We start from the raw sequence: 24,232 nt of genomic DNA, 5'->3' as shown, positions 1-24,232 counted from the left end.
GGCTGCGCACCGCCTCTGCCGGCTGCCCTCCCCACCCCGCCCCCACGCCCCGCTCCGCCCGGCCCGGCCCGCCCGCCGCCTCGGCCCCCGCGGCAGGTCCGGCGCCCGCCGGCCCTGAGCAGGACCGGAGTCCCTTCCCCCTCGGGGGGTCCGCGACCCTCAGCAGGTCCGGAACCCATCCGCCCCGGGCAGGTCCGGTACTCCGTCACCACCGGGCAGGTCCGGTACCCCGTCACCACCGGGCAGGTCCGGTACCCCGTCACCCCTGAGCAGGTCCGGTACCCCGTCACCCCTGAGCAGGTCCGGTACCCCGTCACCCCTGAGCAGGTCCGGTACCCCGTCCGCGTCGGGCTCGTCGCGCCGGCCCGAGACCACCGTGAGCCGCTGGGTGGCGCGGGTCAGCGCCACGTACAGCACCCGCAGACCGGCCGGCGACTCGTCGGCGATCTCCGCGGGGGACACCACCACCGTCGCGTCGTACTCCAGTCCCTTCGCCTCAAGCGAGCCGAGGGCGACCGCACGGCCGCCGAGCCCGTCGAGCCAGCGGGCGGCCTCCCCGCGCCGGTCCATCGCGACGACGACGCCGACGGTGCCGCCGACCTCGTCCAGCAGGCGCCGGGTCTCCTGCCGCACCGTCCGCTCCAGGTCGTCCCCGGCCACCGCGAACCGGGGCCGCAGACCCGTCGAACGGACGGCCCGGGGTGCCACCATCCCCGGCATGGCCAGCGCCAGCACCCCGGCGGCGAGCTCGGCCACCTCGGAGGGGTTGCGGTAGTTCACGGTGAGCTCGAAGCGGCGGCGCGGACGGCTGCCGAGGGCCTCGTCGCGTGCCTCGGCGGCCTCGTCGGGGTCCGACCAGGACGACTGGGCGGGGTCGCCCACGATCGTCCAGGTGGCGTGCCGTCCGCGGCGGCCGACCATCCGCCACTGCATGGGCGTGAGGTCCTGGGCCTCGTCGACGATGACATGGGCGTACTCGGTGCGCTCCGCGGCGAGCCGCTCGGCGCGCTCGCGCGGGGACTCCTCGCGCTGCGGCATCAGCTCCTCCAGCCCGGTGAGCTGGTCCAGCGGGTCCACCTCGCGCTTGCGCTTCGGGCGGGCGGCGGCGCCGAGGATCGCCTGCAACTCGTCGAGGACCGCCACATCGTGCACGGACAGGCCGTCGCGTCTGAGACTGCGGGCGACCCTGCGCACCTCGCCGGGGTTCAGGACGCGGCGCGACCAGCGGCCCAGCCGCCGCTCGTCGGCCATCGCGGCGAGCACCCCACGTGGTGTCAGCTCGGGCCACCACGCGTGCAGGAAGCCGGCGAACGAGTCCTCAGAACTGACATCGGCGTCGAAGGACGACCGCAGCTCGGCGGCGAGTTCCGGATCGCTGTGCCGTCCGGCCGCCCCCGACTTGGCGTACAGGGCGTCCAGGAGCAGTCTGCGGGCGCGCGGCCGCAGCAGGTTGACGGGCGCGGTGCCGCCGAGGACGCTGTGGCGGATGCGCCGGAGTTCCTCGGCCTCCAGCTCCAGCCGGCGGCCGAAGGCGACGACCCGCAGCCGGTCGGGGGGGCCGCCCGCTTCCAGGGCGCCCCGGGCCGCCCTGCGCAGCACCTTCGCCATCCGCAGAGAGCCCTTGACGCGGGCGACCGCCGGATCGTCGTACACCGTGGCCTCGGTGCCGTCGACCAGGGAGCCCACCGCCCGGATCGCGACCTGCCCCTCCTCGCCCAGCGAGGGCAGGACGCCCTCGGTGTAGGCGACGAGCAGCGGGGTCGGGGAGACGACGAGGATTCCGCCGGCGTACCGGCGCCGGTCCTGGTAGAGCAGATACGCGGCCCGGTGCAGTGCGACGGCCGTCTTCCCGGTGCCGGGGCCGCCGGAGACCTCCGTGACCGAGGCCGCGGGTGCCCTGATCACCAGGTCCTGCTCGGCCTGGATGGAGGACACGATGTCCCGCATGGTGTGGGTACGGGCCTGGCCGAGCGCGGCCATCAGGGCGCCGTCGCCGATGACGGCCAGTTCGGCGCCGTCGAGGCGGGCGGTCAGCTCGGGGCGCATCAGGTCGTCCTCGACGCCGAGGACCCGGCGGCCCTTGGAGCGGATGACCCGGCGGCGCACCACCCGGCCGGGGTCGACCGGCGTGGAGCGGTAGAAGGGCGCGGCGGCGGGCGCACGCCAGTCGACGACCAGGGGCGCGTAGTCGGAGTCGAGCACGCCGATCCGGCCGATGTGCAGCGTCTCGGCGATGTCGGCGTGCTGCCCCGCCCCGTCCGACCGCACGGCGTCCTCGGCGGGCTCCACCGAGGTGTACGCCCCGTCGGGCCCCCGCTTGCCGTCCTTGCCGCGCAGCAGGTCGATGCGGCCGAAGAGGAAGTCCTCGAACTCGCTGTTGAGCCGGTTGAGGTGGATCCCGGCGCGGAACACCTGGGCGTCCCGCTCGGCGAGCGCGCCGGGCGTGCCGACCTGGCCGCGTTTGGCGGCGTCGTCCATGAGGAACTCAGCCTCGTGGATCTTCTCCTCGAGTCGGCGGTACACCTGGTCCAGATGGTCCTGTTCGACAAGGATCTCGCGGTCCCGGACCGAGTCGACAGCGGCTTCCTGCGCGGCCACCGTGGCCCCCTTCTGACGTGCACTGGGCAGCCGTCAACCGTACGCGAAGGGGGCCGTGATGTCAGGCGGGAGGTCCGCTGCCGTGCTCCGGGTGTCGTCGGCTCAGCCGTCGACCTCCACCAGGACCTGCCCGTCGAGGGTACGCACCTCGAAGTGGTCGATCTCGTTGCGCTCCATGGCGGCGCCGCCGTGGATGTACAGCGGTTTCCTGGCCTCCTCGTCCGTGCTGTCCGCGATGCCGTACCCGCGCTCCGGGACGGACCAGGAGGTCATGACCTCCTCCTCGCCGCTCTTGGGGACGGCGACCAGGCTGCACTTCAGCGGGCCCTTGACGTTCTTGAGTTCCAGGACCGCGTGGATGCCCCAGCCCTTCTCCTCCAGGCCGACGGTGGCGGACACCCCGGTGGCCGCGTTCGTCGCCTCGATCTTCTCCGCCAGGTCGTCGAAGAACACGTCCTCCGCGGCGCTGGTCGTCCGGGGCGCCCCGGTGCTGCCCGCCGTGGCGTCGTCCTGGGTGACGACCACCGCGACGGCGGGTCCGCCCAGGATGAGCACGACCGACGCCGCGATCATGTACAGGCTGCGGCGGCGCTTCCGGGAGCGCTTCACCGCGACCTCGTCCACGAGCCGGTCCAGCAGTTGCGGACTCGGCGCGGTCGGCACCACGGCCGCGGCGCGCTCCGGAGGCTGCATGATCTTGCTGTCGAAGGGCAGCGCAGCCGGTTGCCGGGGCACACCCGGCCGCACCGGGGCGTCGGCGAGCATCGCCAGCATCGGCTCCATGCCCGCGAACTCCTCGAGGTGGGCGGCGCAGATGTCGCAGCCGGCCAGATGCGCCTCGAACGCGGTGGCTTCAGCTTCGTCGAGGATGCCGAGGACATACGCCCCGGCCGTCTCGTGGACCGACCCCTCTTCGGACTGTCCGAACTGCCCGGACTGGTCCTGCCTGTTCATGCCGTGACCCCCCTCTCCTCCAGTGCGAGCTTCATGGAACGCAGTGCGTAGAACACCCGGGACCGCACGGTCCCGCTGGGTATGCCGAGCTTCTCGGCCGCCTCATTGACCGTACGCCCTTTGAAATACGTCTCGACGAGTACTTCCCTGTGAGCAGGGGTCAAATCATCGAGCGCATCGGATAGCGTCATCAGCCACAACGCCTTGTCGATCTCGTCCTCCGCGGGCATGACCTCCAGCGGCGACGGGTCGACCTCCTGCGGCCGGGCCTGCCGGCTGCGGTGACCGTCGATGACGATACGCCGTGCGACCGTCACCAGCCAGGGTCGGACAGAGCCGGTGGCCCGATTGAGCTGACCGGCATTCTTCCAGGCACGGATGAGCGTTTCCTGTACCACGTCCTCGGCACGCTGGCGGTCGCCGGCCACGAGGCGGAGCACATAGGCGAGGAGGGGTCCGGCGTGCTCCTGATACAGCACGCGCATCAGCTCCTCGTCAGGGACGGATGTGCTGGTGCGCGACGAGTCGGCGCGATGCCGGGCCCTACCTGAACGGTCATCGGCCACGGCGGCATCCTTGCGCACCTGAACCTCCCGGTCGAGACCCCGTTTGATGTCTGACTGCTTCTCTGTCCTCCATCACTACGGAGGAGTCCGGCCGGCCGCTCAACGCGAGCAGGAAAAACTTCCGGAATTCTTCGGCGGGGTACCGCGAACGGCCTCGACCCAGCCCGCATTCCGGCCGATAACAGCCGAAAGTGACGGGAGTTCAGGTCTGCGGGAGGGCCGCACGACGCCGGTGCCGGGCAACCCGCTCCCGGTTGCCGCACACCTCGCTCGAGCACCAGCGGCGCCGCCGTCCCCGGGATGTGTCCAGATACACACGGTGGCAGCCCTCGCCCTCGCAGCGACGGAGCCGGGCGCGGGCCACCGGGTCGGTGAGCAGGTCCACGGCGTCGCGCGCGACGGCGGCGAGCAGCGCGGCGCACTCGGGGCGCGCGATCGGGCCCCGGACGAGTTCGCCGTCGCCGTCGCGCACGGCGGTCACGGCGGGCGGGGCGGCGGCGGCGAAGGCGTTGAGCCGTGCCAGAGCGCCGTCCGGAGCACCATGGCGCTCCGGTGCGGGCACACCCCGCCCCGGTGCGGGCACGCCCGTACGGCGGTCGATCTGGGCGTCCACCAGAGCCCCCACACAGGCACGGAGTTCACGGAACGGCACTACCCAGCGGGCGGTCACCGCGCCCAGCGGTGTGCCCGGCGGCACCAGACCGGCCGCCAGGAGCCATCTGCCGAGCCCTTCGGGGCCCTCCGGCCGCGCCGCCACGAGATCCAGGCAGACGCGCCCGGAGTCGAACCGCCCGCCGTTCGAGCCGATGCCCATGGATTCAGAGTGCCCGGGCCGGCGCGCCCCGTGAACCCCCCGGGCGCACTCCCCCGGGCGCGGTTACCCGGGCGCGGTCCGGCCGGGCGCGGTTACCCGGGCGCGGTCCGGCGGGTCCGCTCACACACGGTCCCCCGGGCACGGTCCCGCGTGCGGGGCCTCGGGGCGCGGCTCTTCGGATACCGCCCCGCCGGGACCCGGCCCTCCGGGCACGCGCCCGCGGCCCTGCGCCGGACCGGCACCCGCGCGCCCGCGCCCCGTCAGGTGTCCGCGTACGCGGTGTCGGCCGCCGGGTCGACGGCGAGGCGGTAGCCCCGCTTCACCACGGTCTGGACGAGGTGGGGGACGCCGAGTGCGGCGCGCAGACGGGCCATGGCCGTCTCCACCGCATGCTCGTCCCGCCCGGCGCCGGGCAGCGCACGCAGCAGGTCGGCGCGGGAGACCACCCAACCCGGGCGCCGGGCCAGGGCGTTGAGCAGCGACATCCCGGCCGGCGGCACTGGGCGGACGGTGCCGTCGACGAGGACGGCGTGGCCGCGGATCTCGACCCGGTGGCCGCCCACCGGCAAGGTCCGTGCCCGGGCGGGCAGTTCGACGCAGAGCAGCTGGACGAGCGGACCCAGCCGGAACCGGTCGGGCTGCACCGTGTCCAGGCCGTGCGCCTGGAGGGCGAGGGCCGTGACCGGTCCCACACAGGCCGGGAGCACGTCGTGGGCGAGTGCGTCCAGCAGCTCCGGAAGCATCCCGCGGTCTTCGGCACGGGAGCAGAGCGACGCCGCTGCCGGGGCGCTGGTGAACGTCAGCGCGTTCAAGGACCGCCCCGCCGCCGCGTCGAGCAGGCGGTCCAGCGGGGCGAGATCCTCCGGCGGCATCCACCGGTAGACGGGGACGGCGACGACCTCGGCGCCCGCGGCCCGCAGCGCCTCCGCGAACCCGGGCAGCGGCTCGCCGTGGAGCTGCAGCGCCACCCGGCGGTCGGCGACGCCCTCGGCGAGGAGCCGGTCCAGTACCTCGGCCATCGACTCGGACGTGGGCGACCACGTCTCCGTGAGGCCGACCGCCCGGATCGCGCCCTTCACCTTCGGCCCCCGGGCGAGGAGTTCGACTCCGCTCAGGCAGGAGAGCAGCTGCTCGCCGAAGCCCCAGCCGTCGGCCGCCTCCACCCAGCCCCGGAATCCGATGGCGGTGGTGGCGACCACCACCTCGGGTGCGTCGTCGATGAGTTCCCTGGTGGCGGCGAGCAGCCGGCCGTCGTCCGCGAGGGGAACGATCCGCAGGGCGGGCGCGTGGAACACCGTCGCCCCGCGGCGTCGCAGCAGCGCGCCGAGCTCGTCCGCGCGCCGGGCCGCGGTGACTCCGACCGTGAAGCCCGCGAGCGGGGCGGCCGCGGAATCTCCGTGCTGTTCCTGGTACATGCCGGCCGAGCCTGGCAAAGGTGCGTGACAGGCCCGGATCGGCCGCGTTTCCCCGTGGTTACGAGGCACTGCCGCTCACACCTCGGCGTAGCCGAACTGCGGCTTCGTCTCGGTCGTGGCGGCCGGGGCGACGGTGCGGGCGGGCTTGCGGAGGTATACCGCCCAGGTGACCGCGCAGCACACCCCGTAGCAGACGAGGAAGGCGACGAAGGCCCCCGTCCCCGTCCCGGCGGCCAGGAACGACTGCCGGAAGGCCAGGTTGATGGCGAGCCCGCCGAGCGCGCCCACCGCGCCGATGAGCCCCATCGACGCCCCGGACAGCCGGCGTCCGTACGCCTCGGCCGCCTCGCCCGTCATGCCCCCGGCCAGCGCCTTGGCCCGGAAGATGCCGGGGATCATCTTGTACGTGGAGCCGTTGCCGAGCCCGGTGAGGATGAACAGGGCGATGAAGGCGGCCAGGAACATCGGCAGCGACCCGGACACGGAGGCGAGGACGACGGCGACGGTGGCCGCGGCCATCGCGGCGAAGGTCCACAGCGTGATCCTGGCCCCGCCGAGGCGGTCCGCGAGCGATCCGCCGAGGGGCCGGACGAGGGAGCCGAGCAGCGGGCCGACGAAGGTGAGCGACGCGGCCTGCAGCGGGGTGCGCCCGAACTGGGTCTGGAGTACGAGGCCGAAGGCGAAGCTGTAGCCGATGAAGGAGCCGAACGTCCCGATGTAGAGGAAGGACATGATCCAGGTGTGCGGGTCGCCTGCCGCCTCCTTCGCGGCTCCGGTGTCGTTCCGCACGGGGGCGAGGTTGTCCATGAACAGCGCCGCGCACAGCGCGGAGAGCACGATCAGCGGGATGTAGACGCCGAGCACGATCCTGGGCTGGGCCGCCCCCGCAAGGCCGATGACCAGCAGCCCGACGAGCTGCACCACGGGGACGCCGATGTTGCCGCCGCCCGCGTTCAGTCCGAGTGCCCAGCCCTTCTTCCGCAGCGGGAAGAAGGAGTTGACGTTGGTCATCGAGGAGGCGAAGTTGCCGCCTCCGACGCCGGTCAGGGCGGCCACCGCGAGGAACGTCCCGTACGACGTACCCGGTTCCATGACCGCGAACGCGGCCCCGGTCGGCAGCAGCAGCGCCAGCGCGCTGAAGACCGTCCAGTTCCGGCCGCCGAAGCGGGCGACGGCGAAGGTGTACGGCACCCTGATCAGCGCCCCGACCAGGGTCGCGGTCGCGATGAGGAAGAACTTGCCGGCGGGGTCGACCCCGTACTCGGGCCCCATGAACAGGACCATCACGGACCACAGCGACCAGACGGAGAAGCCGATGTGCTCGGACAGGACGGAGAAGAAGAGGTTCCGCCGGGCGATCCGCTCGCCCTCCTCCTTCCAGAAGGTCTCGTCCTCCGGGTCCCACCGCTCGATCCACCTGCCGGCCATGGCGTGCCTCCACTGCTGCTCCGGGTCGTGGATCCGACGGTAGGCAGCGCCGGTTTCGGCTTCGTGGCGTGAGATGACCGGGGTGGAACCTTGCCCTCACCCGCTGCTCAGTCGCGGTGTGAGGGTGCCCGGCCGGGCCCCGTCCCCCCGGGCGGCGGCGCACCGGGCGCCTTTGCGGCCCGTGCGGCACCGCCGGGCGCCGCCCCGCCGCGTGCCGCCTTCCGGCGCGTGCCGCCGTTCGGCCAGAGCCGGGGCCGGCGCTTGGCGGCGATGTCCTCCAGCCAGCCGACGGCCATGATCGTCAGCCCGATCAGCGGGAAGACGACGATCAGCATGAGGACGGGGTACGCGCGCTCCAGGTAGACCGCGTACGTCGGCCAGAGTCCGGGGATCCGCCAGAGCAGGTCGATGACCGGGATCGTGGCCATGATCAGCAGGTTGTGCCAGAGGTAGATCGTGACGGCCCGGTTGTTGGACAGGGTGACGAGGCTGTCGAGGTGCGCGAGCCTCCCCGGCAGCCGCTGCCAGGACGGGGAGTAGGCGAGCAGGATCACGCAGAAGCCGAACGACCAGGTGGCCTGGGCGAGCGGGATGTCGTTCAGGTCCCAGCCGTCGGGGCCCAGGTGCCATGACGCCCACCACAGGCCGAAGGCCATGATCATCGATGACACGGACACGAAGACGTACCGCGGGAGTCTGTCGAACATGCCCTCCTGATGGGCGAAGCCGAGCACCCAGCAGGAGCCGTAGGTGGCGAAGTCGGTGATGGCGTTGCCCGTCTCGCCCGGGATCTTGAACAGCCCGGAGCCGACGACGGCGGTGAGCGCGAGCGGGGCGGACAAGGTCACCCACGGCACCCTGCGGAAGGCCCACAGCAGAAGCGGCGAGGCGATCACGAACCACAGATAGGCGCGGATGTACCACAGCGGTCCCGCCGCCTGGACCGCCCAGGTGTCGCCGAGCAGCCCCGAGGCGTCACCGCTGTGCCAGGGGTACGGCGGTGCGCCGACCGGGACGATGTACCAGGCCAGCTTGACGAACCACCAGATGCCCTCCTCCTGCACCGGCTTCCAGCCGAAGGAGAAGATCACGGGGAGGACGAAGGCCGAGAACGCCCACATCGGCGGGAGCAGCCGCCGGACCCGCCCGCGGATGACGCCCCATGCGGGCCGCGCCAGCGAACGGGCCATCAGCGAGCCGGCCAGCGCGAACATCACGCCCATCGACGGGAAGAGCAGCGTCAGCCACGCCCAGCCGAAGATGTGGTAGACGATCACGCGAACCAGGGCGATGGAGCGCAGCAGGTCCAGATAGCGGTCCCGGCCGGGCCGCTTCGGAGCGGTGGCGACGGCCGGAGGGACCGCCGGGGCGGTCGCCCCGGCACGGTGCCGGGCCCCGGTCCCGGGGGCGCCGCCGGTGTCGAGCGAGGGCGAGGGCGAGGTCATCCGACGGGCCTCCGCTCGTCGCTGCCCTGGCGCTGCGTCGGTATCGAACCCGGTGCCTCCACCACGCCCGTGCGCCGCAGCTTCTGCCAGCGGAGCCGGCCGCCGGTGAGGGCGGTGATCCAGGACTGGAGCAGCACGACGTACATGAGCTGCCGGTACAGGAGCTGCTGGAGCGGCAGGGAGATCAGGTGCACCATGCGTTCCTTGTCGAGCCGGAACGCGTAGGCGGCGCAGACGGCCTGGATGGCGAGGACGCCGAACCACGCGGCGATCGTCTTCTGGGTGGGGCCGAAGACGATTCCGTAGAGCAGGAACACGTCGATGAGCGGCGCGAGCAGCGGGAACAGCACCATGAAGAGCGAGACGAGCGGGAGGCCGACCCGGCCGAAGCGGCCGGAGGGACCGCTGTCGATCACGGCGCGGCGGTGCTTCCAGATCGCCTGCATCGTGCCGTACGACCAGCGGTAGCGCTGGGACCACAGCTGCTGAACGGACTCCGGGGCCTCCGTCCACGCCCTGGCGCGCTCGGCGTACACCACGCGCCAGCCGTCGCGGTGGATGGCCATGGTGATGTCGGTGTCCTCGGCGAGGGTGTCGTCGCTCATGCCGCCGACCCGCTCCAGGGCCTCGCGGCGGAAGGCGCCGACCGCGCCGGGGATCGTGGGCATGCACCGCAGCACGTCGTACATGCGGCGGTCGAGGTTGAAGCCCATCACGTACTCGATGTGCTGCCAGGCCCCGATCAGGCTGTCCCGGTTGCCGACCTTGGCGTTGCCGGCGACCGCGCCGACGCGCGGATCGCCGAAGGGCTGCACCAGTTCGCGGACGGTGGACGGTTCGAAGACCGTGTCCCCGTCCATCATCACGATGATGTCGTGGCGGGCGTTGCGGATGCCGTTGTTCAGGGCTTCCGGCTTTCCCGCGTTGACCTGCCGGACGACCCGGACGTTGGGCAGCCACAGGTCGTCGACGATGTCGGCGGTGCCGTCCGAGGAGCCGTCGTCGATGACGATGACCTCGATCGGGTGGTCGCTCTCCATCAGCGAGCGCACCGTGTTCTCGATGCACTCCTTCTCGTTGTACGCGGGCACCAGCACCGTCACGGGTTCCGTGACGGCCGGGCCCCAGCGGAAGCGGCGGCGGCGCACCTTGCGGGCGTGGCCGAAGGAGAGCAGCAGCATCAGGCCGAAGCGGAAGAACACCAGGACGCCGATCGCGGCGAGCCCGACGGTCAGCGCCGACGTGGTCTTCTCGGAGACGGTGACGGCGCCGACCCAGGCCTTGCCCTTCCACAGGTCCGCTCCGGTGACGGGGGTGTGGGCGCTGGGGGCGCCGAGGGCCTCGGTGAGGTTGGCGAACCGGTAGCCGCGGTCCTTCATATCGGGCAGGAAGCGGTCGAGGGCGGCCACGGTCTGGGAGCGGTCGCCACCGGAGTCGTGCATCAGCACGATGGAGCCCTTGGTGCCCTTCGGGGTGGCGCGCTCGATGATCGCCTCGACGCCCGGGCGCTTCCAGTCCTCGCTGTCGGTGTCGTTGAAGGCGGTGATGTAACCGCGGCTGCCGATGTACTCGGTGACCGGCCAGGACTTGTCGTCGAGGGCGGCGGAGAACGACGAGTAGGGCGGCCGGAACAGCGAGGTGCGGATGCCCGCGGCGCCCGCGAGCGCCAGCTGGTTCTGCGAGAGCTCCCAGTCGATCCGGCTCTGCGTCTGGAGCGCCAGATCGGGGTGGTTGAAGGTGTGCAGGCCGATCTCGTGGCCTTCCTCGACCATCCGCCGCACCAGGTCCGGGTGGCGGGAGGCCATGGTGCCGGTCACGAAGAACACGGCGTGGGCGTCGTACTCCTTCAGCCTGTCGAGGACCTTCGGCGTCCACACCGGGTCGGGGCCGTCGTCGAAGGTCAGCACCAGGTTCCTGTCCGGGACGCTGAGTGCCTTGGGCTCGCCCGGGGCGCGGGCGTCGATGACCGGACCGCCGTCGAGGATCTGCGGGGGCACCTGGCCGTTGGAGACCGGGGGGCGCACACGGTGGTCGGCGAGGATCTCGCTGTGCACATAGCCGCGCAGCATGAGCATCGCGAGGAGCGCGACGAGGAGGAGCGAGGGCAGCAGGTAGCGCATGGGCAGCCTGCGCCGCACGGCGGACCTCCTGGCGCTCCGGCGGCGTCGGTCGGCCCTTCTGCCGGAGGCGGTCATTTAGCGGGCACCTTCCCCGGCCAGTTGCCCGCCCTGCGCGGCGGGTTCGCCGGGCGGTTCCTCCGTAGAGGTCTCGGTCGGTACGGGATCGGTCGGGTCCGCCGTCTGCTCCCCGCCGGCCGTGCCGCCGTTGTCTCCGGTGCCGCCCGGATCCGTGGACTCGGTCGCTTCGGGGGCGGTCGTGGCGCCGTCGCCGCCACCGGCTGCGGGGGTGGCCGTACCGGTGGCGGAGTCACCGGCCGGACTGCTGCTGCGGTCGTCGGCCGGTTCACCGACGGACACGGTGGGCTCCCGCCGCACGGCGGCGGTGCTGCCGGAAGGGGAGGGGACGCCGGCGACGACCTCGACCTCGGTGCCGGCGGGGGCGGTCGGGGTCTCCGAGGGCCCGGGCGTCTCCTCGGCGGTGTCCGCCTTGTCCTCCGTCTGGCCGGGTATGAGCAGGGACGGGGCGTTGGAGTTGCCGCCGATGAGGGCGACCACGAGGGTTACGGCGTAGCCCGCGCAGGCGAGCGCGAGCACCCAGCCGATCCGGCGGAACTTCTTGCTGCGGCGGCCGCTCTCGTCGACGAACACCGGCCCGTCGGCGTCTTCCTGGGGAGGTTCCTCCGAGGGCTTCCCGCCGGCCTGGAGCTTTCTGAACTCCACGCTGTCGATCTGCATCGTGACCTCGTTGGGGTCATGCGTGTGCCCTATTCGGGACTTCTCTCGCCTGTTTTCCACTGCTGTACGCTCTTCCCCCACTGAACGGAGAGGCGGGAGCGCCAGCGGAACCGGACGCCCGCCGTCGGACCGGGCCCCCTCAACCCGGGCCGAGCGCCCCCTACCACGTTGCACCCGGACCATGAATGTAGCGCACGCCGGGTACGCCCGGGACGCGGAGTCAGGTGTTCCGTGCCATCGCGGCACGGTCCTCGTCCGGAAGCCAGCAGTCCTTGGGCAGGTCCAGCCATCCCTCCGCAACGGCCAGTCCGGCCGCTGCGGACTTCAGGACGCCGAGGCCGGGGTGGCTCAGCCCGCGCCGCCAGACCAGCGAGACCGGCGACAGCGGCACGGGGGCGGCGAGCGGCCGGACGACCATGCCGGGCACGGCGAGGAACTCGGTGCTCGCCAGCACCGACCAGCCGTGCTTGCGCACCACCCGCACGAACTCCTCCGGCCCGGCTATCTCGGGGAAGGGGGCGGCCATGCGGATGCGGCGGCCGGCGAAGAGCCGGGCGGCGAGGTCGGTCCACTCGGCGGTGGCCGCGTTGCCCGCGCCCGTGTAGAGGGTCTCCCCGGCCAGGGCGTCGAGCGGCACCTCGTCGAGCGCCGCGAGCCGATGGCCGTCGCCGAGCAGTACGGCCATCCGCTCGCACCGCACCGGCTGATGGTCCAGCCCCGAGCGCAGCGCCGCGTCGATCCCGGCGATCCTGCCGAAGGAGACGTCGAGCCGGCCGGCGGCGATCTCACCGGCGGCGCCGGTGAGTCCGCTGAGGTAGCGGGCGACGAACTCCATGCCGGGGGCGGCCCTGCGGGCCTCGCCGAGCACCCGGTAGGCCGTCCCCACCGGGGCGCCCACATCGACGAGCAGCGGCCGTTCCGTGTCGGTGAAGGCAGCGGCCAGCGCCTCGTGGGCGTCCAGCACCCGCCGTGCGTACGGCAGCAGCCGCTCGCCGTCGGCGGTGAGCCGCACCTGCCGGGTGGTGCGTACGAACAGTTCGGAGCCCAGCTCCCGCTCCAGCCGCCGGATGTCGCGGCTGAGCGCCTGCTGGGCGACGTACAGCCGGGCGGCGGCCCGGGTGAAGTGCAGTTCGGCCGCGACGGCGAGGAAGGCGCGGAGCAGACGTGGTTCGAGGTCCCGGGGCACCCCCAGAACCTACAACGGGGGTGCGTCAATAGGCTCCGAACAGGTGTTGGACCTCCGCGGGGCCGCGCGGCGAGCCTTGATCCATGCCGAAGCCGCACTCCTCCCGGACCACCGCGTCCGCGCACTCCTCCCGGATGACCACGTCCGGGACCCCGCCCCGGATCACCCTGTCCGCCCACTCACCGCGAACGGCCGACTCCGCGCACTCACCCCGGATGACCACGTCCGGAGGGACCCTGGTCCTGGCGGCCCGGAGTCCGGAGCCGGGGCGCTCCCGCCCACCGGGCCCGTACCGCAGACTGTTCGCCGTCCCGGGGGCACGGGCGTTCACCGCCGGGAACCTCCTCGCCCGGCTGCCGATGGGCATGTTCGGCGTCAGCGCCGTGATCATGATTGCCGGGGAACGCGGCTCCTACGCCCTCGCCGGCGCCGTCACGGCGACCGGCCTGGCCGCCACGGCCCTCGTCGCCCCCTGGACCGCACGGCTCGTCGACCGCCACGGGCAGGCCCGCGTCGCCGTCCCGGCCGCCGCGGCGGCCGTGCTCGGCCAGCTCGCCCTGGTGCTGTGCGTCCACCACGGGGCCCCCGACTGGACGCTGTTCGCCGCCTACGCCGCGACCGCCACGACCCCCAACACGGGCGGGATGTCCCGGGCCCGCTGGGCGCATCTGCTGAGGGACGACCCGGCCGCCCGGCACACCGCGAACTCCTTCGAGCAGGCCGCCGACGAACTGTGCTTCATGCTCGGGCCGGTGCTCGCCGCCTGGCTCTGCGCGGGGCTCTTCCCGGAGGCGGGGACCCTGGTCGGCGCGGGGCTGCTGCTGACCGGCGTGCTCCTGTTCGCAGCCCAGCGCTCCACCGAGCCGCCGGCGTCCGGCCGGGCCGCGAAGCCCGGCTCCCCGCTGCGCACACCCGGCATGGTCCCGATGCTCGCCGTCTTCCTCGCCACGGGAGCCGTCTTCGGTTCGACGGAGGTCGTCACGATCGCCTTCGTGGACGGCCCGGCGGCGGGTGCGGTGCTGGCCCTCCAGGCCGCCGGCTCGTGTCTGGCGGGCCTCGCGTACGGCCGGGTCCACCGGACGGCCCGGCTGCGGACCTGCCTGGCCGCGATGACGGTCCTCATGGCGCTGCCGCTGCTCGCCGCGGCCGGCACCGGCTCGCTGCCCGCGCTGGCGGGCGCGCTGCTGATCGCCGGGATGGCGACGGCGCCGGCCATGGTGACCGGGATGGGCGCGGTCCAGCGCCTCACCCCCGAGGGGCGGCTGAACGAGGGCATGACCCTGGCCGTGACGGCGCTGCTCGGCGGCATCGCGGCCGGTTCGGCGGCGGGCGGCTGGACGGTCGAGCTGGCAGGCGCCGCCCACGGCTACGCCATCCCGGTGACGGCCGCCGCTCTGGCACTGGCGCTGACGCTGCTGCCGGCGGGCACCACGAAGACCCGGGCGTCCTGACGACCCGGCACGGCCGGTGCACCGGAGCCCAGCCCGGTCCCGGCTGACCCGCTCTGCCCCACGGCATGCGGAAGACCCCCTGTCCTGGCGAAGTTCTCGCAGGTCAGAGGGTCTTTGCTCACATGGGATGAGTGGAGATGGCGGGAATCGAACCCGCGTCCAACGGTGCGGAACCAGGGCTTCTCCGTGTGCAGTCCGCTGCGATTTTCTCAGCCCCGGAGATCACGCGAACAAGTCTCCGACGGGCTCAGTCACTGCTTGTTGTCCCTCTACACCCCGTGACCGGGTCTAGAGGTAAAGTTCCCTAGCTGATGCCAGGATCCGGGTCGGGAACACCCCCGGGCTGACACTTCGCGAGTCGCTACTCAGGCAGCGAGGGCGAAGGAATCGCGCTTGGTGTTGGCGATTATTGGTTGCGACATATGGTTTACGAGATCATTGCCGCTTCCTCGACACGCTTCCCCTGCTTCGACATCCGCTGTCGAAACCGATCATCCCCATGTTGATTTTTCAATGCCCGCCCTCTCGGGAAGGGCATGAGCCATCGTACGCGACCAACGCGCGAACGTGCCAGCGTATTCCGCGCGTCCGGCCCGGCCCGGTGCGGCGGCCGGTGCTGCGGCCCGGCGGCGCGGCAGCCCGGGGCCGGTGGTGCGGCCGGTCCCGGCCCGGCAGAGGCGCGGCGCCCGCGCCCGGCCGGCGCCTCGGCGGCCTGGTCCGGCCGGGGGCACAGGGCCCGGCGCCCGGGGTCCGGCGCACATGTGCGACTCAGGCCCGCTGGCGCCGCCGCGCCGCCGACATCGCGCGGTCGGCCTCGCGTCGGTCCTGCTTCTCCCGCAGGGTCTGCCGCTTGTCATACTCCTTCTTGCCCTTCGCCAGCGCGATCTCGACCTTGGCCCTGCCGTCCTTGAAGTACAGGGCGAGCGGCACGATGGTGTGGCCCGTCTCCTGGGACTTGGACTCCAGCTTGTCGATCTCCGCCCGGTGCAGCAGCAGCTTCCGCTTCCGCCGGGCGCTGTGGTTGGTCCAGGTGCCCTGGCTGTACTCCGGCACATGCACGTTGTGCAGCCACGCCTCGTGGCCGTCGATGTGGACGAACCCGTCCGCAAGCGAGGCCCGCCCCTGGCGCAGCGACTTCACCTCGGTACCCATCAGCACGAGACCGCACTCGTAGGTGTCGAGGATGTGGTAGTCGTGCCGCGCCTTCTTGTTCTGCGCGATCAGCTTGCGCCCTTTTTCCTTAGCCATAGTGCGGTCATTTTCGCACTACGACCCGGCCCCGAGGCCACTCAATACCGTCTGCGCCCGCTCCTCGGCCCGCTCGCTGACGGCCAGGTCCGGGGCGATGCCCCGGCCGTCCACGTCGTGACCGGCCGGAGTGCGGTAGTGGCCCACGGTGAGCTCCGCGACGGACCCGTCGGGCAGCTGCTCGGGCATCTGCACCGACCCCTTCCCGAAGGTACGCGCCCCGACGGTGACCGCGCGCCCCCGGTCCTTCAGGGCACCGGTGACCAGCTCGGCCGCGCTCATGGTGCCACCGTCCACCAGTGCCACGACCGGACGGCCGGTGTCCCCGCCGGGACTGGCGTAGAGGGCCTTCTGCTCGCCGCGCACGTCGTAGGTGGCCACCAGCCCGCCGTCGAGGAAGGCGGACGCCGCCGTGACGGCCTCGGAGACCAGACCGCCGCTGTTGCCGCGCAGGTCCAGCAGGACGCCGGCGCCCTCGGGCGCCGACTCCACCGCCTGCCGCACCCGCTCCCCGGCGCCCCTGGTGAAGGCCGCGACCTTGATCAGTACGGTCCTGCCCCGAAGCTCCCTGACGGTGACCGCCTCGGTGGCGAGGCGGGCCCGCCGCACCGTCCGGCTCCAGGCGAGGTCGCCGCGCTGGAGCCCCAGCACCACGGACGAGCCGGCCCCTGCGGTCCCGCCGTCACCGCGCAGCAGCCGGACGACCTCGCTCACCGGCCGCCCGTCTATCCGGGCCCCGTCGACCGTGCGGAGCTGGTCCCCTACGCGGACACCGGCCCGGTCGGCGGGACCGCCGCGCTGCAGGCGGGCGACCTCGACCCGGCCGTCGGCACCGCGCCTGGCCCACAGCCCGACGCCGGTGTAGGAGCCGTCGAGGGCCCGTGCGAACTCCTCGTACTCGGCCTTGTCGTACACGGCTCCCCAGCGGTCCCCGCTGCGGCTGACGACCTCCTCCGCGGCCTTGGCGCCGGACTTGCCGTCCGCGACGGCCTCGGCGGCGGCGCGTGCGATCTCGTCGCGGTCGACCGTGGCGGCGGTTGCGCGCACACGCTGCTCGGGCGGCTCCACCTCCGGGCGGGGCATCAGACCCGTCGCGGAACCGGTGGCGAGGGCACTCGCGAACACCAGTGCCAGAACCGCCCCTTGGCGCAGGCCACGGGGCACCTTCGGTGATCCAGAGCCCAACATGGCGCCCACTCTAGGACAAGCGAAGGGCGCCGCAGGGTCGTTGACCCGTACGACGCCCGGGGCGCTCGTCACACCTTCAGGTACTTGCGCAACGCGATGAGAGCGGCCATGGAGGGCATCAGCAGCCCGATCACGAGGACGAGCGGCAGTACCGCTATCACGGCGTCCCAGCCGATGAAGTTGACCAGCGGCATCTTCTCGGAGAGCGCCAGCCCACCGTCGATGAGGAAGTACCGGCCGACCAGCAGCATCACACAGGCGACCAGGCCGCCGAGCAGACCGGCGAAGGCGGCCTCCATGATGAACGGCATCTGGATGTAGAAGCTGGACGCGCCGACGAGCCGCATGATCCCCGTCTCACGCCGCCGGCTGAACGCCGACACCCGCACGGTGTTGACGATCAGCATCAGCGCGATGACCAGCATCAGCCCCATGACGAAGAGGGCGGCGACGTTCATGCCGCGCATCATGTTGAAGAGGTTCTCCAGGATGCTGCGCTGGTCCTGGATGGACTGGACCCCGTCCCGGCCGGCGAACGCGGTCGCCACCACCTTGTACTTCTCCGGGTCCTTCAGCTTGACCCGGAACGACTCCTGCATCTGGTCGGGTGTGATGACCGTGGCGATGGCGGTGTCGCTGTACTGCTCGCGGTAGTGCTTGTAGGCCTCGTCGGCGGTCTCGTGGTGGACCTTCTCGACGATGGCCATGGCCTCGAGGTCGGACTTGATCTGCTCCCGCTGCTCGGCGGTGACGGCACCCTTCGAGCACTGCCCGCCCGTCCTCGCGTCGTTCTTGTTGCAGAGGTAGAGGGAGACGTTGACCTTGTCGTACCAGAAGTCCTTCATGGTGCTGACCTGTTCACGCATGAGCAGGGCGCCACCGAAGAGGGCGAGCGACAGGGCAACGGAGACGATCACCGCGAAGGTCATCGTCAGGTTGCGGCGGAGACCGACACCGATCTCCGACAGTACGAACTGGGCGCGCATGGCGAGTGTTTCAGCCTTTCCTCTACCTGCTCAGTGCCTGCTCAGTGCTGGTAGCCGTAGACACCGCGCGCCTGGTCGCGTACGAGCCGGCCCTGTTCGAGCTCGATGACGCGCTTGCGCATCTGGTCGACGATGTTCTGGTCGTGGGTCGCCATCACCACCGTGGTCCCGGTCCGGTTGATCCGGTCCAGAAGTTTCATGATGCCGACGGAGGTCTGGGGGTCGAGGTTTCCGGTCGGCTCGTCCGCGATCAGCAGCATGGGGCGGTTGACGAACGCCCGGGCGATCGCCACGCGCTGCTGCTCACCGCCGGAGAGCTCACCGGGCATCCGGTCCTCCTTGCCGCCGAGACCGACGAGGTCGAGGACCTGGGGCACGGCCTTGCGGATCTCACCGCGCGGCTTGCCGATGACCTCCTGGGCGAAGGCCACGTTCTGGGCGACGGTCTTGTTCGGCAGCAGGCGGAAGTCCTGGAACACGGTGCCCAGCTGCCGGCGCATGTGCGGCACCTTCCAGTTGGACAGGCGCGCCAGATCCTTGCCGAGCACGTGCACCTGCCCCTGGCTGGTGCGCTCCTCTCGGAGGACCAGCCGCAGGAAGGTCGACTTGCCGGAGCCGGACGAGCCCACGAGGAAGACGAACTCGCCTTTCTCGATCTCCAGGGAGACATCGCGCAGGGCTGGACGGTTCTGCTTGGGGTAGCTCTTGGAGACGCTGTCGAATCGGATCACGGATGCACCACGGTCGGCCGGGAGTATGTGTGCGTGACCATACGCGAACGAGGATGGCGCGTGCAGTCACCGCTCGGAGTTGCGCGATTTGTCGGATTGACGGCGCCCGTTCGCCTCCGATTCGAGCCCCGGAGCAGGCCCGATCCGACGGGACGCGCCGAATCGCCCGCGAGCTGGCACAGTGGTAGCGGGAACGAACGCGGTTCCCGCAGCGTTGCGCGAAGAGAGCACGCGGAGAACCACCGGAGAACCACCGGAGAACCACCGGGGGGTCGCCGGACGGTCCGGGAGCGCCCGAAGATCCGGGAACGCCGGGAAACGCCGCAAGAACGACTCCGCCGGTGGCGCCGCCGTGCGGGAGGAGGAGAGCGCATGACCTACGACCGACTGGTATGCGCCAACTGCGCCGCACCCGTCGCCGAAGGCCGCTGCCCGGTCTGCCGGGCCAGTCGCGAGCGCCTGCAGCAGAGCGGCCCCTTCGGTGGCCTGAACCCTGCGGCGCTGGTGGCGCTGCTGGTGGTCCTCGTGGCGGCGCTCGCCCTCCTGGCGCATCAGACCACCGCCTGACGGGCCGAGCGGGGCCCCCGCGCCGCACCAACCGGCACCGGAAACGGCCCGGCAAGGGCCTGGGAGGCCGGCCCTGACACGGCAGGACGGGCAGGGCCAGATGAGGCGGGGCGGAGCAGGTCGCATCGGGTATCCCTCGCGGCCCCGCCGGAAAGGCGCAGGGGCCCCGAAGGCCGCAGCCTTCCGGACCCCTGTCACTCTCTGCGACGATCCGCTCTTGCGCGCGTCACACCCGACCGGGTGCATCTGCCGACCGCGCAGGCCGGGTGCGATCAGACGGCGGCGCGACCCCCGACGAGACGGGGCAGCATACGGAAACCGACACCGCCGGCGATCATCGTCGCGGCGCCGACCAGCAGGAACGTGGTCTCGGCGGCGCCGGTCTCGGCCAGCTCCTCCTTGGCCTTGCCCTGCTCGACCAGCTGCGAGCCGACCGAGTCGGTGTCGGTGTTGTCGACGCACTCGGCACCCTCGACACTCACGGTGCAGCCGTCGCCACCACCGGTCGCGGTGGAGCCGCCGCCGGTCGTGGTGGAACCGCCCGCACTGGAGGACCCGCCGGCACTCGCGGACCCCGCGGTGGAACCGCCCTGGTCACCGCCGGTGACGTTGCCCCCCGTGGCGGCCGGGTCCGTCGGGGTCGTGGGCTCCGTCGTCGGGGTCGTGGGCTCCGTCGGCTCCGTCGTCGGTTCCGTGGGTTCCGTCGTCGGGGTCGTGGGCTCCGTCGTGGGCTCCGTCGGCTCCGCCGTGGGCTCCGTCGGCTCCGTCGTCGGCTCCGTCGGCTCCGCCGTGGGCTCCGTCGGCTCCGCGGTCGGGCAGGAGGCGTCTGCCGGGATACAGCCATCAGGCGTGTCCTTGATGCCCTGCAGGTCCTCACCGAAGGCCTGGGCCGCACCCGCGGCGGTCAGGGACGCGCCCGCGGCGATCACCGCGCCGGCCGCGATCCGCGCGACGCGAATCCGCGTCTTCTTGGTCATCTGCTGCTACCCCCAGTAGGTCATTCGTCCGTAGTGCAGCGTCAGGGGCGGCGACGGTCCAGGGGCCGCGTTCTCGCTCCCCCACTCACACCCGCCCCACAGGTACGCATGCCGCGCGTCAGCTTTTCCAGTTTCCGCGGACGCGTCAAGTTCCATTGCGCGCGCGATGCCCGAAATAAGGCCAGTTGCCCGAGGCGGGAGCAGATAACTGTGACGTAAGACGGTAACTACCGCCCCTTCAAGGCCAGTTGCCTTGTCGACAAAACGAGCGGTCAGCGGCTTTTCGCTTCCCGTCCGCGAATCACGGGGACGGCGACCGGAGTTACTCAGAGGCGATCGGCTGGGCCCTGAGAGAACCGACGAAGGCCGTCCAAGCGGTCGCGCCGAACACCACGGCGGGGCCATGGGGGTTCTTGCTGTCCCGGACGGGGACGCAGGCGGGGCATATGTCGCCGACCTCAAGGCATTCGCCGCTGCTGCCGCCGCTGTGGCTGGACTTGCGCCACGTCGGATCGGCGTCGGTGCCGGTGCCGGGGATGACGTGCTCACTGCTGTGCATGCTCGTACTCCTCCGCGACGGTCCTGATCAGAGCCAGGGACTCGCGGTGCGAGAGCGCGTCCCCCAAGGCGTGATCGTAGACCGCCTGGCACTCGCGCACCACGGAGAGCACTTCGAGCACCCGGCCCGTCTTCAGGGCTTCGACATAGGCGACGGGAGGCAGGTCGTCGAACCACATAAGCGAGACAAAGCCCTCCAGGAGCGAGTGGAGGCCCAGGGAGAACGGCAGGACATGCACCCGGATCCGACGACTCTCGCCCAAGTCGGCAATATGGCGCAGCTGTTCGCTCATGACTTTCGGACACCCGGCGCCCCTCCGCAGCACCGCCTCGTCGAGCAGTGCCCAGAACACCGGCGAGTGGAAGTCGTCGAGAATGCGGGCACGGGCGAGTCGCGTACCGAGGAGCCTGTCGCGTTCGGCCTCCGTCTTGGACGGGAAGCCCGAGCTGAGCACCTCACGTGCATACGACTCCGTCTGGAGGACGCCCGGCACGAGCTTCGGCGCGTACTCCCGAATCGCCTTCGCCTGGCGTTCCAGTTCCAGCGCCTCCGCGAAGTGCTCCGCGACCTTGCCCTCCTTCAGCGACGGCAGGAACCGCTCGAAGAAGCCACCGCTGTCCATCACACGATCAAGTCGCCGCGCGTCCTCCACGTCCGGTCTGCGCCTGCCCGCCTCGATGTGCGCGATGTGCGTGCGGGACATGACCACCCGCCGGCTCAACTCCTCCTGGGTGAGTCCGGCCGCCTCACGACGGCGCCTCAGCTCGGCCCCGTACGTCTCGCGGGACTTCGGGTTGTCCTCGATCGCCATGTGCAACTCCCCCGGTGTGAGGCTGCGGTCGCCTCCATCACCACTACCGAGCGTAGAGCACAGCGTCTCTTTCCGTGACCGCAATCGGATGGCGGTCTCCGGATGGCCACCGGTCCCCGCGGAGGACAGGGAGACCGGCCCGGAGCGCGCGTGGGGAGTGTCGCGCCCCGGGTCGGCCACGAGGCCCGCGTCAGCCGCGGGCAGGCCCGGAAGGGGCGGCCGGTCCCGCCCTTGTCGGGTGGGTTCCGGCCGCCCCGGTGGCCGGGACTGACTCAGGTGCCGGGCACGGGCCCGGTCACCGGCTGTCCGTCAGCGGCCTGTGGCACGGCACGCACTCAGGCGCTGCTCGCCGTGCCCGCGCTGCTGAAGCAACCCGACGGCGTGGAGATGGAGCTGCCGGTGGCGGCGCAGCCCACGGTGCTGCCGGGCGAGTGGGACGTCGGCAGGACCTCCAGTTCAGGAGCCTCCTGGTCGAGGCGAAGGTCGAGTGCCAGGCCGGTGGCCGGGGTGATGTCGTTCATGTTTCCCTCCCGTATATCGGTGTGTGGGGTGTGTTCGGGTGTCCGCCGGCGAACCGGCGGGGGTCGGCGATGTCTGCGGCATGTCCTCGGACCCGCCGCAGGCGTCCGGGCCGGCGGGGCGAACGGCTCGAAACCGTCGCCCGTGCCTGCGCGGTCTCAGTGGCTGCTGGCGGTCGACGCGCTGCTGATCGAAGCGGCGGGGCAGGACGCGCAGCTGATGCTTCCCGCGCTGCCGACGGAGCTCCCCGGGGCGTATCCGGCCGGCAGCACCTCCAGCTCGGGGCGCTCGCCCTCCAGCACGAGTTCCAGTACGTCGGTGTCGAGCATCCTGTCCATGATCTCTCCTCTACGTGTCGTGAGACCGGCGGGTCCGCCGGCTCGTCTTTCGGGGGCCGGCCGGGAATGGACGGCCCGGCCGGCCATGGTGCGGGCGGGCTACTTGGAGCTCAGGGTGCTCGCGGTCCCCCAGGTCATGGCCGGGCAGGAACCGGAGCCGACGGTGGCGGCGGAGGAGACGTTGCCGGCCGAGTACTCCTCGGGCAGCACCTCCAGCTCGGGCATCTCCTGGTCCAGGCGCAGGTCGAGGTCGTTCATTGCGGTCTCCTGTCATGTGGTGGGTGGTGCGGCTCCGGGGATCCGGAGCCGCGGTCGGTCCGTGCGGCCCGACGCGGGCGATCCGGGTCAGGTGGAGCTGGCGGAGCCGGCGCTGCCGATGGTGCCCCCGGGGCAGGAGAAGGATCCGGCCGTGCTGGCGCTACCGGCGCAGTTGCCCGCGGACTGGGTGTCGGGGAGCACCTCGATCTCGAGGCTCTCCTGCTCGATGTGCAGATCGAGTTCGTTCATCACGCTGTCCTTTCGTGATCTTCAGGCTGCGGTCCCGGGCGGGGCCGCTACGGCGCCCTGCCGGACGCCGGGTCTCGGGGCCCGCTGAGGGGCGGTGGTGCCGGGGCGCCCGCCGGCTTGCGCCTGGGGCGGCGAGGGGGGATCGGAGTGCTCCGCCCGTGCCGCCACCCGCCCGAGCACGGCCTCTTCGAGGGGGAGGAAGCCGAGCCGGTTGAGCGTCATGTGCATCTGCATCAGCAGCAGACGCGAGGCGACCGCCTCGGGGTCGGCGGCCAGGGCACGCCGCACGCCGTCGGCGAGGTCGCGGCCCAGCGCGTCGGCGGCGGCGGGCAGCACGGACAGGCGGCCGGCACCGGCATCGGGCCCGGCGGGCCCGGCACCGGCACCTGGGCTGGCGCTGGCGGCGGCACCGGCAGGGGCGGGCCGCGCTTCGGCCCCCTGGTCTCCGGTGAACGGTCCTGCTCCCGCCGGCCACCGCTCGGCGATCCGCTCGGTCTCCCGGAGCCAGGCCGGATCCCCGGCGAGCAGGCCCGTCCAGTGGCCCCAGTGCAGCCGCCAGATCCGGTCGCGCTGCCTCGGACCCAGCGTGCCCAGGCAGGACCGCATCACCCGCACCGCGAGGTGCGCCCTGGCCGTGCGGTCGGCTCCCGTCGCCCGTACCGCCGCCAGGCTCAGTTCACTGCTGGTCTGGAAGACCTCCTCGGCGACGTCGACGGCCGGAGCGGATCCGTAGTAGTGGTGCTCCCGGCCGTAGAGGCCCAGGCTGAGCCGGCGGCTGCCCCGACCGGGCAGGCCCTCCTCGGCACGCGGGTGCAGCCGCTGCACCTCTCCCCCGGCGGGCGGCGGGAGGTGCTCCTTCCACAGCGCACGGCCGGCCTCCCAGCAGTCGTCGAGCACGGCCGGGGTGCCCCGGAAGCGCACCCGCAGATGCGGGCCGCTCGCGTCGGCGTAGCGGATGAAGAACCACCGCCGGACGCCGGCCCGTTCGGCCGTCTCGACCCAGCGGGGGACCAGGTCCGCCAGCAGGAGTTCGCCGTCCTGGTGCCCGGTGTGGTGGACCCGGGCGTACAGCCATTCCTCGGTGGCCAT

General features: G+C 72.1%; 23 protein-coding genes, 1 other RNA gene and 1 pseudogene. 2 read left to right on the top strand and 23 right to left on the bottom strand.

All coding sequences use genetic code 11. The annotated features are described in order from the left end of the window. Window positions 1–318: 318 nt before the first annotated feature. The 10 genes and pseudogenes from SCWH03_RS00295 to SCWH03_RS00250 form a co-directional block, all read right to left on the bottom strand. Window positions 319–2,598, bottom strand: a pseudogene (locus tag SCWH03_RS00295) (HelD family protein); the annotation flags it as partial. 102 nt (window positions 2,599–2,700) lie between these two features. Beyond that, window positions 2,701–3,552: an anti-sigma factor family protein gene (locus SCWH03_RS00290; protein WP_173260384.1), complete on the bottom strand. Its 852-nt coding sequence runs from the start codon at window positions 3,550–3,552 to the stop codon at window positions 2,701–2,703. Then, window positions 3,549–4,136 carry a sigma-70 family RNA polymerase sigma factor gene (locus SCWH03_RS00285; protein ID WP_026165301.1) on the bottom strand — a complete coding sequence of 196 codons (588 nt, stop codon included), beginning with the start codon at window positions 4,134–4,136 and terminating at the stop codon, window positions 3,549–3,551. Before SCWH03_RS00285 ends, SCWH03_RS00290 begins: the two co-directional genes overlap by 4 nt. A gap of 184 nt (window positions 4,137–4,320) precedes the next feature. Next, window positions 4,321–4,932 (bottom strand): CGNR zinc finger domain-containing protein, encoded by a 612-nt coding sequence (locus SCWH03_RS00280; RefSeq protein ID WP_173260382.1) that lies wholly within the window; start codon window positions 4,930–4,932, stop codon window positions 4,321–4,323. A gap of 260 nt (window positions 4,933–5,192) precedes the next feature. Further along, window positions 5,193–6,347 carry a uroporphyrinogen-III synthase gene (locus tag SCWH03_RS00275; protein WP_173260380.1) on the bottom strand — a complete coding sequence of 385 codons (1,155 nt, stop codon included), beginning with the start codon at window positions 6,345–6,347 and terminating at the stop codon, window positions 5,193–5,195. A 75-nt stretch (window positions 6,348–6,422) separates the two neighbouring features. Further along, window positions 6,423–7,775, bottom strand: a complete 1,353-nt coding sequence (locus SCWH03_RS00270; protein ID WP_173260379.1) for a nitrate/nitrite transporter — start codon at window positions 7,773–7,775, stop codon at window positions 6,423–6,425. 107 nt (window positions 7,776–7,882) lie between these two features. Further along, window positions 7,883–9,220 (bottom strand): acyltransferase family protein, encoded by a 1,338-nt coding sequence (locus SCWH03_RS00265; RefSeq protein ID WP_173260377.1) that lies wholly within the window; start codon window positions 9,218–9,220, stop codon window positions 7,883–7,885. After that, entirely contained in the window at window positions 9,217–11,415 is a 2,199-nt protein-coding gene (locus tag SCWH03_RS00260; RefSeq protein WP_173260375.1) for a bifunctional polysaccharide deacetylase/glycosyltransferase family 2 protein, read from the bottom strand. Before SCWH03_RS00260 ends, SCWH03_RS00265 begins: the two co-directional genes overlap by 4 nt. Further along, complete coding sequence (locus SCWH03_RS29555; protein ID WP_173260373.1) at window positions 11,416–12,135, bottom strand: hypothetical protein; 720 nt, start codon at window positions 12,133–12,135, stop codon at window positions 11,416–11,418. It lies immediately after the preceding gene. A 160-nt stretch (window positions 12,136–12,295) separates the two neighbouring features. Further along, window positions 12,296–13,261 carry a LysR family transcriptional regulator gene (locus tag SCWH03_RS00250; RefSeq protein ID WP_173260371.1) on the bottom strand — a complete coding sequence of 322 codons (966 nt, stop codon included), beginning with the start codon at window positions 13,259–13,261 and terminating at the stop codon, window positions 12,296–12,298. 215 nt (window positions 13,262–13,476) lie between these two features. On the opposite strand from SCWH03_RS00250, the gene SCWH03_RS00245 reads away from it, so the two are divergent. Then, window positions 13,477–14,712, top strand: a complete 1,236-nt coding sequence (locus SCWH03_RS00245; protein WP_173261319.1) for an MFS transporter — start codon at window positions 13,477–13,479, stop codon at window positions 14,710–14,712. Between the two features lie 129 nt (window positions 14,713–14,841). On the opposite strand, the gene ssrA is transcribed toward SCWH03_RS00245, so the two are convergent. The 5 genes from ssrA to ftsE form a co-directional block, all read right to left on the bottom strand. Beyond that, window positions 14,842–15,211: a transfer-messenger RNA gene (gene ssrA / locus SCWH03_RS00240) on the bottom strand. A gap of 269 nt (window positions 15,212–15,480) precedes the next feature. Next, on the bottom strand, window positions 15,481–15,960 hold the full coding sequence (gene smpB / locus SCWH03_RS00235; protein ID WP_109293916.1) for an SsrA-binding protein SmpB: 480 nt from the start codon (window positions 15,958–15,960) through the stop codon (window positions 15,481–15,483). 18 nt (window positions 15,961–15,978) lie between these two features. Beyond that, complete coding sequence (locus tag SCWH03_RS00230; RefSeq protein WP_173260369.1) at window positions 15,979–17,148, bottom strand: S41 family peptidase; 1,170 nt, start codon at window positions 17,146–17,148, stop codon at window positions 15,979–15,981. 68 nt (window positions 17,149–17,216) lie between these two features. Then, the gene (gene ftsX / locus SCWH03_RS00225; protein ID WP_173260367.1) at window positions 17,217–18,134 is read right to left on the bottom strand and encodes a permease-like cell division protein FtsX; all 918 of its coding nucleotides are present in this window, start codon (window positions 18,132–18,134) and stop codon (window positions 17,217–17,219) included. A 41-nt stretch (window positions 18,135–18,175) separates the two neighbouring features. Then, window positions 18,176–18,865, bottom strand: a complete 690-nt coding sequence (gene ftsE, locus SCWH03_RS00220) for a cell division ATP-binding protein FtsE (protein WP_173260365.1) — start codon at window positions 18,863–18,865, stop codon at window positions 18,176–18,178. 372 nt (window positions 18,866–19,237) lie between these two features. Here ftsE and SCWH03_RS00215 point away from each other — a divergent pair, with 372 nt between their 5' ends. Next, entirely contained in the window at window positions 19,238–19,432 is a 195-nt protein-coding gene (locus tag SCWH03_RS00215) for a hypothetical protein (protein ID WP_173260363.1), read from the top strand. Window positions 19,433–19,704: 272 nt separating this feature from the next. On the opposite strand, the gene SCWH03_RS00210 is transcribed toward SCWH03_RS00215, so the two are convergent. The 8 genes from SCWH03_RS00210 to SCWH03_RS00175 form a co-directional block, all read right to left on the bottom strand. After that, window positions 19,705–20,409: an LPXTG cell wall anchor domain-containing protein gene (locus SCWH03_RS00210; protein ID WP_173260361.1), complete on the bottom strand. Its 705-nt coding sequence runs from the start codon at window positions 20,407–20,409 to the stop codon at window positions 19,705–19,707. A 322-nt stretch (window positions 20,410–20,731) separates the two neighbouring features. Beyond that, the gene (locus SCWH03_RS00205) at window positions 20,732–20,968 is read right to left on the bottom strand and encodes a DUF397 domain-containing protein (protein WP_173260359.1); all 237 of its coding nucleotides are present in this window, start codon (window positions 20,966–20,968) and stop codon (window positions 20,732–20,734) included. Beyond that, window positions 20,955–21,779, bottom strand: coding sequence for a helix-turn-helix domain-containing protein (locus tag SCWH03_RS00200; RefSeq protein WP_173260357.1), 825 nt, complete (start codon window positions 21,777–21,779; stop codon window positions 20,955–20,957). Before SCWH03_RS00200 ends, SCWH03_RS00205 begins: the two co-directional genes overlap by 14 nt. A gap of 335 nt (window positions 21,780–22,114) precedes the next feature. Further along, window positions 22,115–22,300 (bottom strand): thiocillin family RiPP, encoded by a 186-nt coding sequence (locus SCWH03_RS00195; protein WP_109293924.1) that lies wholly within the window; start codon window positions 22,298–22,300, stop codon window positions 22,115–22,117. A gap of 156 nt (window positions 22,301–22,456) precedes the next feature. Then, window positions 22,457–22,636: a thiocillin family RiPP gene (locus SCWH03_RS00190; protein WP_173260355.1), complete on the bottom strand. Its 180-nt coding sequence runs from the start codon at window positions 22,634–22,636 to the stop codon at window positions 22,457–22,459. A 99-nt stretch (window positions 22,637–22,735) separates the two neighbouring features. Further along, window positions 22,736–22,894, bottom strand: coding sequence for a thiocillin family RiPP (locus tag SCWH03_RS00185; protein WP_173260353.1), 159 nt, complete (start codon window positions 22,892–22,894; stop codon window positions 22,736–22,738). Window positions 22,895–22,981: 87 nt separating this feature from the next. Next, the gene (locus SCWH03_RS00180; RefSeq protein ID WP_173260351.1) at window positions 22,982–23,143 is read right to left on the bottom strand and encodes a thiocillin family RiPP; all 162 of its coding nucleotides are present in this window, start codon (window positions 23,141–23,143) and stop codon (window positions 22,982–22,984) included. A 21-nt stretch (window positions 23,144–23,164) separates the two neighbouring features. Continuing rightward, window positions 23,165–24,232 (bottom strand): lantibiotic dehydratase C-terminal domain-containing protein, encoded by a 1,068-nt coding sequence (locus tag SCWH03_RS00175; protein WP_173260350.1) that lies wholly within the window; start codon window positions 24,230–24,232, stop codon window positions 23,165–23,167.

It is taken from the genome of Streptomyces pacificus (genome assembly GCF_011766325.1).
In the GTDB taxonomy this organism is placed as follows: Bacteria; Actinomycetota; Actinomycetes; order Streptomycetales; family Streptomycetaceae; genus Streptomyces; species Streptomyces pacificus.
This window is presented reverse-complemented; position numbering and strand designations above follow the sequence as displayed.

Excerpts from the sequence above, each read along its gene's own strand:
- SCWH03_RS00290 (WP_173260384.1), bottom strand. The coding sequence starts at position 3,552 with ATGAACAGGCAGGACCAGTCCGGGCAGTTCGGACAGTCCGAAGAGGGG.
- SCWH03_RS00280 (WP_173260382.1), bottom strand. The coding sequence starts at position 4,932 with ATGGGCATCGGCTCGAACGGCGGGCGGTTCGACTCCGGGCGCGTCTGC.
- SCWH03_RS00275 (WP_173260380.1), bottom strand. The coding sequence starts at position 6,347 with ATGTACCAGGAACAGCACGGAGATTCCGCGGCCGCCCCGCTCGCGGGC.
- SCWH03_RS00270 (WP_173260379.1), bottom strand. The coding sequence starts at position 7,775 with ATGGCCGGCAGGTGGATCGAGCGGTGGGACCCGGAGGACGAGACCTTC.
- SCWH03_RS00265 (WP_173260377.1), bottom strand. The coding sequence starts at position 9,220 with ATGACCTCGCCCTCGCCCTCGCTCGACACCGGCGGCGCCCCCGGGACC.
- SCWH03_RS00260 (WP_173260375.1), bottom strand. The coding sequence starts at position 11,415 with ATGACCGCCTCCGGCAGAAGGGCCGACCGACGCCGCCGGAGCGCCAGG.
- SCWH03_RS00245 (WP_173261319.1), top strand. The coding sequence starts at position 13,477 with ATGACCACGTCCGGAGGGACCCTGGTCCTGGCGGCCCGGAGTCCGGAG.
- smpB (WP_109293916.1), bottom strand. The coding sequence starts at position 15,960 with ATGGCTAAGGAAAAAGGGCGCAAGCTGATCGCGCAGAACAAGAAGGCG.
- SCWH03_RS00230 (WP_173260369.1), bottom strand. The coding sequence starts at position 17,148 with ATGTTGGGCTCTGGATCACCGAAGGTGCCCCGTGGCCTGCGCCAAGGG.
- ftsX (WP_173260367.1), bottom strand. The coding sequence starts at position 18,134 with ATGCGCGCCCAGTTCGTACTGTCGGAGATCGGTGTCGGTCTCCGCCGC.
- SCWH03_RS00215 (WP_173260363.1), top strand. The coding sequence starts at position 19,238 with ATGACCTACGACCGACTGGTATGCGCCAACTGCGCCGCACCCGTCGCC.
- SCWH03_RS00210 (WP_173260361.1), bottom strand. The coding sequence starts at position 20,409 with ATGACCAAGAAGACGCGGATTCGCGTCGCGCGGATCGCGGCCGGCGCG.
- SCWH03_RS00205 (WP_173260359.1), bottom strand. The coding sequence starts at position 20,968 with ATGCACAGCAGTGAGCACGTCATCCCCGGCACCGGCACCGACGCCGAT.
- SCWH03_RS00200 (WP_173260357.1), bottom strand. The coding sequence starts at position 21,779 with ATGGCGATCGAGGACAACCCGAAGTCCCGCGAGACGTACGGGGCCGAG.
- SCWH03_RS00195 (WP_109293924.1), bottom strand. The coding sequence starts at position 22,300 with ATGAACGACATCACCCCGGCCACCGGCCTGGCACTCGACCTTCGCCTC.
- SCWH03_RS00190 (WP_173260355.1), bottom strand. The coding sequence starts at position 22,636 with ATGGACAGGATGCTCGACACCGACGTACTGGAACTCGTGCTGGAGGGC.
- SCWH03_RS00185 (WP_173260353.1), bottom strand. The coding sequence starts at position 22,894 with ATGAACGACCTCGACCTGCGCCTGGACCAGGAGATGCCCGAGCTGGAG.
- SCWH03_RS00180 (WP_173260351.1), bottom strand. The coding sequence starts at position 23,143 with ATGAACGAACTCGATCTGCACATCGAGCAGGAGAGCCTCGAGATCGAG.
- SCWH03_RS00175 (WP_173260350.1), bottom strand. The coding sequence starts at position 24,232 with ATGGCCACCGAGGAATGGCTGTACGCCCGGGTCCACCACACCGGGCAC.